Raw genomic sequence first — 15,176 nt, forward strand, 5'->3', positions numbered from 1 at the left:
TGATGCTTGAAGATGAACGACGCCCGCGAATGACGAAGGCCGGCGTCGCGGGGACGGCCGGCCTTTGCGAGTCCGGGTGGCGGTAAGGCAGGCGATCAGGCTTCCTGCTTCTGGCGCTTCTGCATCTTCTTGAGAATGCGGTCGCGCTTGAGCGGCGACAGGTAGTCGACGAACAGGACGCCTTCCAGGTGATCGCACTCATGCTGGATGCAGTGGGCGAGCAGGCCGTCGGCGTCCAGTTCGTAGGCGTTGCCGTCGCGATCGGTCGCCTTGAGATGAACGCGCAGCGCCCGCGGCACCTCGGCATAGTAGTCGGGGATCGACAAGCAGCCTTCCTGTAGCGGCTCGCGCTCGTCGTCCAGCGGCTCGTAGCTCGGGTTGATCAGTACCAGCGGATCGTTGCGGTCGTCGCTGACATCCATGACGATCACGCGCTGGTGGACGTCGATCTGCGTCGCCGCCAGGCCGATGCCGGAGGCGTCGTACATCGTTGCCAGCATGTCGTCGACCAGGGTGCGGGTCTCATCGTCGACGTGATCGACCGGGGCGGCCTTGGTGCGAAGGCGCGGATCGGGGTATTGGAGAATGGTTCTGATAGCCATAGTCGTTTTGCGTGCCTATCGGCATGAGTGACGTGATCTCTCTATTGTAGATCGCCAGCGCTGGCGGGGAAACCGCCGTGCCGGTTCGGGGCCGCGGATGGCGATCGCGGGGCGCCGAACCCTCAAGTCCGCCGCCTCGGCGCCGATCTATGCAGCAATACCTCGAGGTAATCACCGGTGGGACGACGATAATGATCAGTCTGGAGGGGCCGTGGCCGCATCGCTGCCGCGCCATGATGCGGCGCTGGCTGCTGGTCGGCGGCCTTGGCGTGATGGCGGCGTTTTCGAACCCGGCATGGGCGTTGTCGCTCAAGGCGGACGCGCCCGCCCACTATACGGTGCGCGAGGGCGACACGTTGTGGGGTATCGCCTCGCGATTCCTCGACTCGCCGTGGCAGTGGCAGGCGCTGTGGCGGCACAACCCGCAGATCACCTCGCCGCAGAAACTCTATCCGGGCGATTTGCTCAGCCTCGATGCCGGCGCGGCCGGTGCGCCCCGGCTGTCGCTGGAGCGCGGGCGCGGCCAGACGGTTCGGCTCTCGCCCGGTGTCCGCCGGGCGCCGACACGGGATGCCGTGCCGGGACTGCCGCTGGATCGCATCAAGGTCTTCCTCGATGCCTATCAGATCGTCGATCCCGCCATCCTCGAGGATGCACCGACGGTCGTCGCCGGACAGTCGCAGCGGCTGCTGAGTGGTGCCGGCGACAGGTTGTATGCCCATGGAGCCCTGCCGGCTGCGGGCGGGACGCTGGGCGTCTATCGCCCCGGCACCGACTACCGGATTCCGCTCTCGACCGGCGCCCCCCGGCAGGCAGCAAGGCAACCGGATGCCGGGACGACGCCGGGTCAGCAGGACCTCGCCGGGACGCTGCGCGGGCTGGAGCTGCGCCGGCTCGGACACGTGAAAGTGATTCGAAACGTGGACGATGTCGGTGAACTGGAGGTGCTGGACGCCGTTCAGGAGATCCGCAGTGGCGACTATCTGCTGGCGCTGACCGAGGGCGGCATCGCGACTCGGTTCGAGCCCCGGGCGCCGGACACACCGGTGGTGGCGACGATTCTGTCCGTCCCCGCCGGGGTGCGTTTCATCGGTCGCTACGATGTGGTGGCGATCGACCGTGGCAGTGCGGATGGGCTCGAGGCCGGTCATGTGCTGCAGGCGATGCGTCAGGGCGAACGCGTGCACGACGATAGCCGTGACACCTGGGTGACGCTGCCGGACACCGAGGCGGGCGCGGTGATGGTCTTCCGCGTCTTCGATCACCTGAGCTACGCCCTGGTCATGCGGGCTTCCCAGCCGCTGGCGGTGGGTGATCGCCTCGTCGTGCCGCGCGATCTTCGCGAGGCGGTGGCCATGGGAGGAGCGCCTTGAGCGCGGTGTCGCTGACAACGGCGTGGCGCCACACCGGCAGGTGCCGGCAGTGAGCCCGACGCTGCGCGACTGGTTGGCGTTGAGCGCGCTGCCCGGGCTGGGTCCGATTCGTCTGGCACCGCTGCTGCGTCGCTGGCGCGAGGGAGGCGACATGGCGTGGCCCCAGGGGTGGCTGGCGGCACTGCCCGCCAATCTGGCCCAATCGCTGCGGCTGTGGCTGGAGTATCCCTCGCGTAGCCCGCTGACGCCGGCAGTCGACGCGGCGCTCGAGTGGGAGCGCGCCGATTCGCGGCGGCATCTGCTCCATCCGGGGCATCCGGCCTGGCCCGAACTGCTGACCCAGTTGCCGGATCCGCCGACGGTGCTGTGGGCCAAGGGCGAGCTCTCGATACTGTCGCAGCCCGCCATCGCGATGGTCGGCACTCGGCGACCCACGCGGGAAGGACAGGACAATGCGGTGCGGTTCGCTCGGGAACTGGTCGCCAGGGGGTTCTGTATCGCCAGCGGCATGGCGCTGGGTATCGACGGTGCCGCGCAGCGGGCGGCACTGCAGGCCGGCGGCGCAACCATCGGCGTGCTCGGCTGCGGAGTGGATGTGGTCTATCCGCCACGCCATGCCGCGCTCTTCCGGGAACTGTGGGAAGGCGCCGGGCTGCTGATCTCCGAACACCCGCCGGAGACGCAGGCCCATCCGCGTTTTTTTCCTCGCCGCAACCGGCTGATCACGGGGCTGTCACAAGGCGTGCTGGTCGTGGAGGCCGCGGAGAAGAGCGGCTCGCTGGTGAGCGCGCGGCTGGCGCTGGAGCAGAACCGGGAGGTGTTCGCGATACCGGGCTCGATCCACAACCCCCAGTCCGAGGGCTGCCTGCGCTTGATTCGTCAGGGCGAGGCTGCGCTGGTGCGTCACGTAGAGGATATCGTTGGCGATCTCTCGCCCTGGCAGGTACCGGTGTCTGCCCCCGATGCCGCCATCCCGACCGCGCATACGCTGGATTCGCCGGGCCGACCGCCGCGCCAGCGTTCGGCTGCGCCCATACCGGTGACGGACGCCCGCTCGGCGACGTCGACGGAAGCGGCGGCGATCGAGATGCCGGCATCGCCGCTGCTGGCTGCGCTCAGCGATGCGCCGACGCCGGTGGATCTGCTGGTCGACCTGACCGGGCTGTCAGTCGCCGACGTCCAGTTGGGGCTGCTCGAGCTCGAACTCGATGGCTGGGTCGCCCAGACCACGGGCGGCTGGGTCAGAAGAGGGCGTTGACGCCCGCCACATTCGCCGCCCGGGCAACGCTTCAGCGGGTCGGTCCGCCCCACGCCTCAAGGTGGTTGCGGCGGGCACGGGATTTCTGCTCGTCGCTCAGGTTCCAGTCCCCGCCGTAGATCGCTTCCTCCCATGCGCCGTAGGCAGGGTTGGGCAGCACGATGTAGCGGCTGCCGAAAGCGTCGGCCTGGGCATTGGCGGCGGCACGTCGCGCCGCGGCGCTCTCGCGGTCGAACCCCTGGGAGAAGTCGCCCAGATTGTCACCCATCAGCAGCACGACCCAGTGCGATTGCGCGACGCGCAGGCGCCTGGACGTCTTGTCGCTCGAGTCGGTACGCGGCAGGAAATGCTCGTGGTCGGCGTCGGGGAAGCCGACCTGACGCAGGTTGCGCAGCGTCGCCTCCGTCTCGTCGTCGCGGCGGTTGGTGACGTAGAAGATCTCCACCCCCCGCGAGGCGGCGTAATCGAGAAAGGGCTTCGCTCCCGGCATTGGTGCCGCGCTGGCCCGCTCCACCCATTGATGCCAGCTATCGCTGGCGTAATTCTCGTCGTTGGCGATCAGCCACGCCTCGTAGGGACTGTTGTCGAGTACCGTCTCGTCGACGTCGACGATGATCGCTGGCGGGCGCTGTGCCTGGCTGCCGGCAGCGGCCAGCGCGCGATCCAGGTTCATGCGGGCGAGATTGAAGGCCTGGTGGCTCAGCGCGACGTACTCGCCGGAGGACTGCATCCAGGCCGTCGCCATCACCAGCTCGTCGGCGAGGGAGGCCTGCGGGGCGGGCGGTTGGGCCGGCTGCTGGGCGCAGGCGGCGAGACCGCCGGCCAGCGCCAGCGAGAGCAGTATCGGGGGCAGCGATGTGCGGGGCATTGGCGGTTCCTTGATTGTCCTGTCCGGTGGATGAATACCCGATTTTTCAATATGGCCGTCGAACCAGGCATTCGCCACCTCGAGCGTGCCCGGGTGCGACGTTGGCGCACGGCCCGGCGGCTTGTCGGCGTGTTAGAATTCGGACCATGGGCAGCGGCTCGACTGTCGTGGAACCGGCAGTCGGGCTCTGGTGAAAGCCAGGCCCGGATGCTAGTGGAAGAGAGACCCAGGTTTTCGTGGAAGAGAGACCCAGATGCGTCAAGATTTCTCGGCTGCCGTCTCCTCCCTTCGGCAGGGAGGAATCATCGCCTATCCGACCGAAGGGGTATGGGGGCTCGGCTGCGACCCGGACGATGAACGGGCGCTGGCATCGCTGATCGCGCTCAAGGGGCGCGCCAGCGAAAAGGGCCTGATCCTGATCGCCGGCGATATCCGGCAGCTTTCCGAGTGGCTCGAGGGCATCGACGAGCGAGCCCGCCAACGCCTTCTCGAGACCTGGCCGGGGCCTCACACCTGGCTGATACCCGATAACGGGCGGGCCAGACCGCTGCTGCGAGGGAATCATCCCACGCTGGCGGTCCGGGTCAGCGACCATCCGTTGGTGCAGGAGTTGTGCGCCGCCTGGGGTGGACCCTTGGTGTCGACATCGGCCAATCGTGCCGGTGAAGCGCCGGCGATGAGCGCCGACGAGGTGCGTGAAACATTCGGCGAGGCGTTGGGCGCGATCGTCGATGGGCCACTCGGTGGACGCGACCGGCCCAGCACCATCCGCGATCTGACGACTGGGCGGCTGCTGCGCGCCTGAAAGGGCCAAGTCGCACGCAGCCGCCGTGCCGATACACCCCGAATCCCTATTCTCCGGACCGAAGGAAAGACGACCGTGGCACATTCCCACCTCGAAAGCGTCAAGGACTATCTGCTCACGCTGCAGGACTCACTTTGCGACTCGCTGGCCGCGCTCGACGGTGGTGGGCGATTCCGCGAGGAGAGCTGGGAGCGCGCCGAAGGGGGCGGCGGGCGTTCGCGGGTGATCGAGGAGGGCGCGCTGTTCGAGAAAGGCGGCGTCAACTTCTCGCATGTGCACGGCGAAAAACTGCCGCCCTCGGCGAGTGTCGCGCGTCCGGAGCTGGCGGGGCGCAGCTTCCACGCGGTGGGAGTCTCGTGGGTACTGCACCCGCGCAATCCGCACGTGCCGACCGTGCACGGCAACGTGCGGTTCTTCATCGCCGACAAGGCGGGCGAAGAACCGGTATGGTGGTTCGGCGGCGGTTACGACCTGACCCCTTACTACCCCAGTCTCGAGGACACGAAGCACTGGCACCGGGTCGCCGCCAAGGCCTGCGAGCCTTTCGGCGAGTCGGTGTATCCCCGCTTCAAGGCGTGGTGCGACGAGTACTTCACGCTCAAGCATCGCGACGAGACCCGGGGGGTCGGCGGACTGTTCTTCGATGACCTCAACGAATGGCCATTCGAAACCTGCTTTGCCTTCCAGCGGTCAGTGGGAGACAGCTTCCTGGAAGCGTTCGTGCCGATCGCCGAACGCCGTCGCGAGACACCGTTCGGGGAGCGGGAACGGGAGTTCCAGTCCTATCGTCGGGGCCGGTACGTCGAGTTCAATCTGGTCTGGGACCGGGGCACCCTGTTCGGTTTGCAGAGCGGCGGGCGGACCGAGTCGATCCTGATGTCGATGCCGCCGCTGGCGCGCTGGCAATACCAGTGGGCGCCGCAGCCGGGCTCCGAGGAAGCGCGTCTGCTCGCTTATCTACAGCCCCGCGACTGGCTGAATACCACCGAGGAACCGTTACCCCAATGACCGACCGCTATGCCGTTTTTGGCCACCCCATTGGCCACTCGAAATCGCCACGCATTCACGCCGCCTTCGCCGAACAGACCGGCCAGAAGCTGTGTTACGACGCCATCGAGGCTCCCGTGAACGGATTCGCGGGGGCCTGGCAGGCGTTCGTCGATGCCGGCGGCCGCGGGGGCAACGTGACCGTGCCGTTCAAGCAAGAAGCCTTTGCGTTGGCCGAGGTGCTGTCGCCGAGAGCCCAGCTTGCCGGTGCGGTGAATACGCTGCTGATAGGCGAGGATGGGCGATTGCACGGCGATACCACCGACGGTGTCGGCCTGGTCCGCGACCTGGACGCCCACGCTGCGCCGCTCACCGGTGCGCGGGTCTTGTTGCTCGGCGCGGGAGGGGCCTCGCGCGGGGTGATCGAACCGCTGCTGGAGGCCGGGATCGCGACGTTGACGGTGGCCAACCGCACCGTGTCGAAGGCCGAGGCGCTGGCGGCGCTGTTCGTCGGCAAGGGTGATGTCACCGGCTGCGGCTTCGATCGCATCGAAGGTACGTTCGATCTGGTGGTCAATGCCACCAGCGCCAGTCTTGCCGGCGACCTGCCACCATTGCCGGATCACCTTTTCGCGGCGGATGGCCTGGCCTACGACATGATGTACGCCGCCGAGCCGACCGTCTTCCTGCGCTGGGCCGCCGAGCGGGGCGCGCGGTCGGTGGATGGGCTTGGCATGCTGATCGAGCAGGCTGCCGAGTCCTTCTGGCTGTGGCGTCAGGTGCGCCCGGATACCGCGCCGTTGCGGGAGCTGCTGAGGCGGGAGTTGTAGCTAGGGCTTTGGCGAGGCAACGAATTCGAGCAGGATCAGCTTGCCACTGGCCGAGTCTCAACGATGCTTTGGCTCATGAATGCGAGGGGCAAGCCCCTCGCGCTCCCCTGTTTGACGCCCCAGACGACGAAACCCTGAACGCCACTCCCCGTGCGCGGGTGACTGTCGTCCAGCGTCGTCTGGAAGGCATCATTGGCTGGAGAACCCGAGAGTATTGGTTCTTACCGGGAAGCCGAATGCGAGAGGATCAAGCCTTGCAGTTGGGTCGCTTGCCGTTGGCCCTGGCCTGTTCGTAGCGCGACTGGGCCTCGCTGAGGCGATTGTGCAGGCCTTCCATCCGCTGCGAGTTGCTGGGGTGGGTGGACATCCAGGCCGGCGGCTCGCCCTGGCTGTTGGCCGACATGTTCTGCCACAGCTTGATGCTGGCGCTGGGGTCGAACCCGGCATCGGCCATCAGGTCCAGCCCCACCAGGTCGGCTTCCGACTCCTGCTGGCGCGAGAATGGCAGGATCACGCCGTATTGCGCACCCGCCCCCAGCAGCCCCATTACCTGCTCGCCACCCGCGCCTTGCAGGCCTGCCACCGTCTGCAGTACGGAGAGCCCGCTCTGCGTCGCTGCCTGGGTGGAAACGCGCTCGTTGGCGTGATGCGCCAGCACATGGCCGACCTCGTGGCCGATGACCGCGGCCAACTGGTCCTGGTTGGTGGCGACGTCGAGCAGCCCGGTGTTGACACCGATATAGCCGCCCGGCAGGGCGAAGGCGTTGGCGGTGTCGTCCTTGAACAGCTTGACCTCCCACTCGGAGATACCGGCACTGGCGGGGACCTCGGCGGTGATCGCTTTCGCCACGCACTGCACGTAGTTGGCCTGGGCGCCACTGACCGTGGGCAGCTCCTGCTGGTACTGGGCGAAGCTCTGCTGGCCCATCTGCGCCAGCTCGTCGTCGGAGTAGAAGGCCAATTGGTTGCGGCCCATCGGCGAGGTGCTGCAGGCGCTCAGCAGGGCCGCGAGGCCGAGGGCGCCAATCAGCCGGGGGGAAGGTCTTCCTGACATGATGGTCTCCGAAACTCTCTGGTCATAGGTTGTTGGGGGTGCCGATTGGCCCAAGATACCCGGCCTGGCAGGGCGGTCAAGCCGACGGGTCTTGCTGGCCACCGTCGGCGGGTTCACCGATGTCCAGGGTCAGGGTCGGCGCCGTGACGATGCCGTCGAGCGCGGCCGGCAGTGTGGGCGTCAGCGTCAGTTGGCTGCCTGTCGGCAGCTCGCCGGCACGACTCAAGCGCCGGGCGAGCGAGAGCAGGGACGACACGCGATCGGCCCTGGACGAGAGTTCGTCGAGGCCTTCCGGCTCCAGCGAGACCGGCAGGGTGACGGTCGCGGGCTCGCCGCCCGTCAGCGAAATCGGCTCGGTGACTTCGCCGGTGGCGGGTTCCGCGCCGGGTACCTGGAGCTGCCAGTCGAAGCCCTGCAGAGTGACCGATGGCGTCCCCGTCGGCAGCACCATCGCCAGCGGCAGGTCGATATTCACCGGCAGGCCGGCCAATGCCAGCCCCGAGCTCAGCAGCGAGAGCTCGTCGATCCCTTCCAGACCGGGCGAGAAGTGATAGTTGCCGATGCGGACGTTCTCCACGCCCATCGACGACAGCGCGATTCGTCCCAGCATGAAGCCGACCTGAGGAAGCGCCAGGCAGCCGGAGAGCGAAGTCACCAGGACCGATGCGGCGAGCCAGCGGAAGCGAAACGCCATCGTCACTCCTTGAAATGAGCCATGGGAAACGTCTGGGTGGGCGGCGGTGCCAAATCGGTACTCCCTGGCCGATGACGCGGATCGACCAAGGGCCGCGACTGGACCCGAGGGGCCAGCCGGCACAAGATACTCCGTTTCCGGCAGCCTGCAATCCTCCGGGAAGATCGATTTCCATCGATACTTCCCACCACTCGTAGAGCCCGTTGCCGGAATCGTCTGACCCAGTTCGTTTCAAGGAGAGTCGAGGATGGATGGTGATTTGGCGCTACGTCTGAGCCGTTTGCTGGATCGTGTCGAGGGGTGGCTGCCCGAGCAGCCGCCTGCCGTCGACTGGGCGCGCGATGTCGCGGCCCTGTGGCAATCCCACCCGCTCGGCGGGCAGCTGGTCGCGGTATCGCCGCGTGATAGCGTCCGGCTGGACGATCTGATCGGGGTCGAGCGCCAGAAGCGCGCCCTGCTGGAGAACACCCGAGCGTTTCTCCAAGGCTACCCCGCCAACCATGCCTTGCTATGGGGCGCGCGCGGCAGCGGCAAGTCGTCGATGGTGCGCGCGCTGCTCAATACGCTGTCCGGCGAGGGGCTCCGCCTGATCCAGGTCGATCGTCACGATCTGGTCGCGCTGCCGATCCTGGTGCAGCGGTTGCGGGATCGGTCGGAACGATTCGTCGTCTACTGCGACGATCTGTCGTTCGAGGGCAGCGACGATGCCTACAAGGCGTTGAAGAGCGTTCTCGATGGCACGCTGACCGGGCCGCCGGAGAATGTGCTGCTCTATGCCACGTCGAATCGTCGGCACCTGTTGCCGGAGTCGATGGCCGACAATCAGGAGACGCACCTGGTCGATGGCGAGTTGCACCATGGCGATGCCGTGGAGGAAAAAATCTCGCTGTCGGATCGTTTCGGCCTGTGGCTGGCGTTTCATCCGTTCGACCAGCAGTCCTACCTCGAGGCCTGCCGCCATTGGGTCGCGCATCTGGGAGGAGACGATGCCTGGAGCGAGGCGGCCCGTGCCGACGCGGTGCGCTATGCCACGCTGCGGGGCGTGCGCAGCGGTCGTGCCGCGTGGCAATTCGCCTGCCAGTGGGTCGGTTCGCAATCCATTCAACGACCAACGGCGTAAGCGAATGCGTTATCCTCATGAAAAAGCATGAGTCATTTCAGGCTTTGCTTGGGAACCGTTCATGAGGAGACAGACGGGTGAAGGTCTCTCGCTTACCGACATGGTTGATTGTCCTGGGCAGCATCCTGCTGACGCTGTTCTTCGGTTGGATGCTGCTGCAGGCGTTGTTCAATGATCGTGAGGCCTTTTCCCGGGACCTGGATTTCCAGTCTCAGGAACAGGGAATCACCATCAATGCTTCTCGTGCGGGGCTCGAACGCCGGGTCCAGGTACTGGCGACCACGCTGGTCGCCAATCCGGTCGTTCGCGGACTCATGGCCCAGGCCGTGGACCCCGTCTCGCCAGCTCGGCTGCAAGCGATCCGGACCCGACTTCGCGAGAATCTTGCCCCCTACTGGAGGGCGCTGGAAGCAGGCAATGCGCTGGAACTCAACCTCTTCCTGCCCGGTGACGACGACGCGAGTCCTTTCCTGAGCCTGCAGTCGCATGATGCGTCTCCGGTTTCCGGGGACAGCGACTATCTGTTACGACGGAGCCTGGAAACGCGAGAGGCGGTCTACGGCATCGAGTTCGACGGTTCCCGAGCGACCACGGCTGGTGTTGCGCCGATCTTCGGACCCGAGGACGAGAAGAGCGATACGCTCGTCGGGCTTCTCGAGGTGGAATTTGCCGTGGTGCCCGACGTCGCCAGACTCTCCAATCAACTGGAGAGCGGTGTCGCGGTGCTTTCCCGAGAGGGCGATATCGATGAGGCCGTACCCCGATGGCGGGTGACCAAGCGCTCGAATGCGCTGATCGATGACTGGTTGTCCGGCACCCAGATGCCGGTGGTGCAAGACCGCGCGAACTGGTCCGTGGTCGAGGGCGATGACGGACGCGGCTATCTGTTGACGCTGGTTCCGCTGAGCCAATCCGGGGACGCCAGCTCGCGAGCGATCGCGGCGGTGGCGGTCTGGAAAGATATCACGACGCAACTCGAGCATCGCGATGCGCTGATCATCAGCACCTGGCTGCGCTGGGGAGTGGCATGGTTGATCGCCGAGGCCTGCCTGCTGTTGCTGCTGTGGGGTACGCGTCGCGTGACCCGGGACACCATGCTTCGTCATCAGCAGCGACTTGAGGGCCAGAAGTCGACCCTGGAGTCCCTCAACCGGCGCCTCGAGGCACAGAAGGAGACGCTGCAGACCCTCAACGATATCGCGGCCTTCCAGGAAACCTCTTTCCAGCGTCTGGTGGAAAAGGCGCTGCAGGCAGGTGCGGAGCATCTTGGGATGCCGTTTGCCGTCGCCAACCGTATCGAGGGTGAGGATTATCTGATCCAGGCCGCCTACTCCATCGATCAGCGGTTCGAGCCGGGACAGCACCTGAAGACCAGCGACACGTTCTGTGAATTGACCATGGCCAGTGCCGACGTCGTCGCCTTCGCCGATGCCGACACCGATGGCTTCGGCGAGCACCGCTGCCGTTTGCGTTACTCGCTAAAGAGCTATATCGGTGCCCCTATCTGGGTACATGGACAGCGCTACGGGGCCTTGGCCTTCAGCAGCGATCGGCCGCATCCCCGTCAATTCGACGAAGTCGACAAGGAGTTCGTGCGCCTGCTGGCGCGTTGGGTCGGTGCCACGCTGATGCGCTGGCACGAAGTCGAAGCGCGGGAGGAGTTGAGCAAGCGGCTGCGCAAGATCGCCTCCCAGACCCCCGGGATGATCTATCAGTATCGGGTCGATGCCGAAGGACGGCCCTCGTTTCCCTACGCCAGTGACGCGATCAAGGCGTTCTACGGGATCACCCCCGAGCAGGCGGCCCAGGACTCCTCCGCGGTCATCGAGGCGATCCTGGACGAGGATCGGGAGATGGTTCTGCGGTCTATCACCGAGTCCAGGGAGAATCTGACTCCATGGCAGTGTGAGTATCGCATTCTGCATCCCGATGGCCGGGTCATCTGGCTTGCCGGCCAGTCGATCCCCGAGCGGGAGGACGATGGCGGGACGATATGGCACGGCTTCCTCCACGACGTGACCGAGCGCAAGCGCGACGAGCGTCTCAAGGGCGAGTTCATCTCCACCGTCAGTCATGAGCTGCGCACGCCGCTGACCTCGATTTCCGGTGCGCTGGGCTTGATTCAGGGTGGCGCGCTCGGAACGCCGCCGGATGCCATGCGTGGGATGCTGAAGACCGCCCACAGCAATTCCCAGCGCCTGATTCTGCTGATCAACGATCTGCTCGACATGGAGAAACTGGTCGCCGGCAAGATGACGTTTCAGATGCAGGAGCAGCCGCTGATGCCGCTGGTCGACCAGGCGGTCGAGGCCAACCAGGCTTACGCCGACCAGTTCCAGGCTCGCTATGTGGTGACCGATCGCATGGATCGCGCGAGTGTCAACGTCGATCCGATGCGCCTTCAGCAGGTGATGAGCAACCTGCTCTCCAACGCGGCCAAGTTCTCCCCACCGCACACCCAGGTCGAAATTCGGGTAGAGCCGATCGGTGGCCGGGTGAGAGTCAGCATCATCGACCACGGCCCGGGCATTCCCGCCGAGTTTCACGATCGCATCTTCCAGAAGTTCTCCCAGGCCGATGCCTCTACCACGCGCAAGCAGGGCGGAACCGGTCTGGGCCTTGCCATCACGCGTGAGCTCGTCGAGCGGATGCGAGGGTCGATCAACTTCTTCTCGGAAGCCGGGCAGGGCGCCTGTTTCTTCTTCGAGCTGCCCTGCACCGAGATGGCTCAGGCGCCCGAGTCCGGGGTGTCAGTGGAAGCGTCGCCAGCGCCTGTCGACGGCCACGAAATCGAAACCAGCGGATCCCGGCTGCTGATCGTCGAGGACGATCCGGACACGGCAGTGCTGCTGGCCACGCTGGTCAGGCACTGGGGCTATCAGGCCGAAACCGCGCACACCATTGGCGAAGCCCTGAAGTGGCTCGAGCGCCGGAGCTTCGATGCCATTACCCTCGATCTGCTGTTGCCGGACGGCAACGGACTGACGCTGCTGCGTCAACTGCGCGAGCAACCGCGCACCCGCGAGTTGCCGGTGTTGATCGTCTCGGCGGCGGCGGAAGAGGGGGAGCTGGAGATCGGCGGCCGCCTGGATGCCGTCGATTGGCTGGCCAAACCGCTCGACGAGAAGCGGCTGGCTGGCGCACTGCACAGTTCGCTGAGTCTGAAGCCGCAGCGCGAGCGTATCCTGCATGTCGAAAGCGATGCCGAGCTGACTCACCGCGTGGCGCAACAGATCGCTCCCAGCATGACGCTGGATGTGGCGCGTTCGCTGCAGGAAGCGCGCTATCTGCTCGACAGCCATGACTACGGCTTGATATCGCTGGATCTCACCGGGCCGCAATCGCCCGGCTGGGAGATCATTCCGATGCTGAGCCAACTGGCCCGCCAGCCGGCTGTCATCATCCTGTCCGAGGAGGCGCTGGCTCCGACGCTGCTGGGACGAATGGATACGGCGATCGCCAAGCCCGGTCTGTCTGCCGAGGCGCTCATGGAAGCCTTCGGTCGTCAGCTTCGGGGCGGTGCGACGTCGTCGGACAATCAAAACGAGGAAACCCGCTGAGATGAAACCTCTCCAACGGATTCTCCATGTCGAGGACGATATCTCGATTCAGGAGGTGGCCAAGGTCGCGCTCGAGATCGTCGGCGGCTTCGAGGTCCGCAGCTGCGATGACGGCCAGTCGGCGATTTCATGTGCCGATGAATGGCAGCCGGATCTGGTCCTGCTCGACGTGATGATGCCGGGCATCGATGGCCCTACCACGCTGACCCGGTTGCGGGAACAGGCTTCGACACAATCGATTCCGGTCATCTTCATGACGGCCAAGGTCCAGCCCAGCGAGATCGAGCATTACCGCGCCATTGGCGCCCTGGATGTGGTCATCAAACCGTTCGATCCCATGATGCTATCGACGCAGTTGCGGGAGATCTGGGAGCGATCCCATGCAGGATAGTGACATACAGGCGCGGCTGGCGGCGCTCAAGGCACAATACAGTCAGCGTCTCGGCGAAGACCTGCAGACCCTCACCGCTCAGGCACGCGAGCTCAGCGCGCGCCAGAGCGGACTCGATCCGGCGATGCTCGAGGTACTGAAACAGGGTCTGCATCGGATCGCGGGCTCCGCGGGGACGTTCGGTTATCCCGAGTTGAGCCGCGATGCCCGTGAAATGGAGATGTGGCTTCAGACCGTGATCGAGAGCGCGGCTGCGCCCACGCCGCCGATGCTCTCGGCGCTGCACGACCGCCTTCGAGACAGCTATCGTCTGCTCGGCACCACCGCTGCAGCGGCCGTCGCCGAGCCGCAAGCCGGCTATGACCTCGCCAGCGGCGATCGGCCCATTCGGATCGCGGTCATGGCGGATGGCGATACCGACGCCCTGATCCATTCATTGACCGGATTCGGCTACGACTGCCGCGCGCTCTCTGCGGAAAGGTCGTTTCGTGAGTGGCAGCCGGACGTCGCGATCGTCGACACGGCCCGGGTCGACAGCGTCACCTGGCGCGGTCGTATGGCCGACATGCCGCAGGCGATGCTGATACTGCTGAGCGATGACACCGGGTTCGATGCTCGTCTCCAGGCGGTTCGTGACGGTGCTCACGGCTTCTTTGCCCATCCCGTCGATGTGCCTTCACTGGAGCGCCATCTCCGCCAGTTGGTCAACCTTCCGCAGCAGGACCCCTACCGGGTGCTGATCGTCGACGACGACCTCGAGCTCGCCGAGCATTTTCGCCTGACCTTGAAGGGCGCCGGGATCGAGTCCCGGGTCATCACCGCGCCCCGCGACGTGTTGCGGGGCTTGCGCGATTTCGTGCCCGATCTGGTACTGATCGACATCAACATGCCGGGGTGCTCCGGACCGGAACTGGCGCGCCTCATTCGCTTCGACGACGACTGGCTGCGAATTCCACTGGTCTATCTATCGGCGGAATCCGACGTCCACCGCCAGGCGCAGGCCCTGGCTCAGGCCGGTGACGACTTTCTGGTCAAGCCGATCGCGGATGTGGCGCTGGTAGCTGCGGTCACGGCGAGGGCACAGCGCTCCCGGCAGCTCAGTCTGGCATTGGCCCGTGATGGCCTGACCGGCTTGATCAAGCACCCGGCGATCAAGGAACTGATCGAGATCGAACAAGCGCGCTCCGAGCGTACCGGATCGGAAGCCTGCGTGGTGATGATCGACATCGATCGCTTCAAGTCGATCAACGATACGTACGGTCATGGCACCGGCGACTATGTCATTCGCCTGCTCGCCAACCTGCTGCGCCAGCGGCTACGCCGGGTCGATCATGTCGGCCGCTACGGCGGCGAGGAGTTCGTGGCGGTGTTGCCCTCGTGCTCGCTGGAGCACGCTCGCGAAGCGATCGAGCGTATCCGGGTCAGTTTCTCTCAGCTCGAGTGCGTGGCAGCGAGGGAGACCTTCAACGTCACATTCAGTGCGGGGGTGGCGAGTACGCTCGACTGGCAACCCGCCGAGGCGCTGCTCGAGGCCGCCGACCGTGCGATGTACGACGCCAAGCAGGGGGGAAGGAATCAGACCCGGGTCGCCGTTGCCCCGTGACGAGCGACGGCGTCGCGGCGGCGAGGAACGG

13 protein-coding genes are annotated in these 15,176 nt (G+C 65.8%); 9 read left to right on the forward strand and 4 right to left on the reverse strand.

Translation table 11 applies throughout. The features are described from left to right. Nucleotides 1-95: 95 nt before the first annotated feature. A complete protein-coding gene (gene def, locus DOM56_RS08260; protein ID WP_110708326.1) occupies nt 96-602 on the reverse strand; it encodes a peptide deformylase in 507 nt (168 codons plus the stop codon). 191 nt (nt 603-793) lie between these two features. On the opposite strand from def, the gene DOM56_RS08265 reads away from it, so the two are divergent. After that, nucleotides 794-1,975, forward strand: a complete 1,182-nt coding sequence (locus DOM56_RS08265; protein ID WP_157958186.1) for a LysM domain-containing protein — start codon at nt 794-796, stop codon at nt 1,973-1,975. A gap of 49 nt (nt 1,976-2,024) precedes the next feature. Next, nucleotides 2,025-3,233, forward strand: coding sequence for a DNA-processing protein DprA (gene dprA, locus DOM56_RS08270; RefSeq protein WP_232822230.1), 1,209 nt, complete (start codon nt 2,025-2,027; stop codon nt 3,231-3,233). Between the two features lie 31 nt (nt 3,234-3,264). Here the strand turns inward: dprA and DOM56_RS08275 are convergent, their stop codons facing one another. Then, nucleotides 3,265-4,101: a 5'-nucleotidase, lipoprotein e(P4) family gene (locus DOM56_RS08275; protein ID WP_110708328.1), complete on the reverse strand. Its 837-nt coding sequence runs from the start codon at nt 4,099-4,101 to the stop codon at nt 3,265-3,267. Nucleotides 4,102-4,354: 253 nt separating this feature from the next. Here DOM56_RS08275 and DOM56_RS08280 point away from each other — a divergent pair, with 253 nt between their 5' ends. The 3 genes from DOM56_RS08280 (at nt 4,355) to aroE (ending at nt 6,723) form a co-directional block, all read left to right on the forward strand. Then, nucleotides 4,355-4,906 carry an L-threonylcarbamoyladenylate synthase gene (locus tag DOM56_RS08280; protein ID WP_110708329.1) on the forward strand — a complete coding sequence of 184 codons (552 nt, stop codon included), beginning with the start codon at nt 4,355-4,357 and terminating at the stop codon, nt 4,904-4,906. Between the two features lie 75 nt (nt 4,907-4,981). Further along, nucleotides 4,982-5,914 (forward strand): oxygen-dependent coproporphyrinogen oxidase, encoded by a 933-nt coding sequence (gene hemF, locus DOM56_RS08285; protein WP_110708330.1) that lies wholly within the window; start codon nt 4,982-4,984, stop codon nt 5,912-5,914. Next, the gene (aroE, locus tag DOM56_RS08290; protein WP_110708331.1) at nt 5,911-6,723 is read left to right on the forward strand and encodes a shikimate dehydrogenase; all 813 of its coding nucleotides are present in this window, start codon (nt 5,911-5,913) and stop codon (nt 6,721-6,723) included. The genes hemF and aroE overlap by 4 nt, the downstream gene beginning before the upstream one ends. A 247-nt stretch (nt 6,724-6,970) precedes the next feature. Here aroE and DOM56_RS08295 read toward each other — a convergent pair whose 3' ends face one another. Then, a complete protein-coding gene (locus tag DOM56_RS08295; protein ID WP_110708332.1) occupies nt 6,971-7,777 on the reverse strand; it encodes a M48 family metallopeptidase in 807 nt (268 codons plus the stop codon). Between the two features lie 76 nt (nt 7,778-7,853). Then, entirely contained in the window at nt 7,854-8,471 is a 618-nt protein-coding gene (locus DOM56_RS08300; RefSeq protein ID WP_110708333.1) for a hypothetical protein, read from the reverse strand. Nucleotides 8,472-8,718: 247 nt separating this feature from the next. Here DOM56_RS08300 and DOM56_RS08305 point away from each other — a divergent pair, with 247 nt between their 5' ends. The 4 genes from DOM56_RS08305 to DOM56_RS08320 all read left to right on the forward strand — a co-directional run bounded on the left by DOM56_RS08305 (nt 8,719) and on the right by DOM56_RS08320 (nt 15,145). Continuing rightward, nucleotides 8,719-9,591 (forward strand): ATP-binding protein, encoded by an 873-nt coding sequence (locus DOM56_RS08305; RefSeq protein ID WP_110708334.1) that lies wholly within the window; start codon nt 8,719-8,721, stop codon nt 9,589-9,591. Between the two features lie 77 nt (nt 9,592-9,668). Next, on the forward strand, nt 9,669-13,151 hold the full coding sequence (locus tag DOM56_RS08310; RefSeq protein ID WP_110708335.1) for an ATP-binding protein: 3,483 nt from the start codon (nt 9,669-9,671) through the stop codon (nt 13,149-13,151). A 1-nt stretch (nt 13,152) separates the two neighbouring features. Beyond that, entirely contained in the window at nt 13,153-13,542 is a 390-nt protein-coding gene (locus tag DOM56_RS08315; RefSeq protein WP_110708336.1) for a response regulator, read from the forward strand. After that, the gene (locus DOM56_RS08320) at nt 13,532-15,145 is read left to right on the forward strand and encodes a diguanylate cyclase (RefSeq protein ID WP_110708337.1); all 1,614 of its coding nucleotides are present in this window, start codon (nt 13,532-13,534) and stop codon (nt 15,143-15,145) included. The genes DOM56_RS08315 and DOM56_RS08320 overlap by 11 nt, the downstream gene beginning before the upstream one ends. Nucleotides 15,146-15,176: the final 31 nt, after the last annotated feature.

The sequence above is a fragment of the Salinicola sp. CR57 genome (assembly GCF_003206585.1).
In the GTDB taxonomy this organism is placed as follows: Bacteria; Pseudomonadota; Gammaproteobacteria; order Pseudomonadales; family Halomonadaceae; genus Salinicola; species Salinicola lusitanus.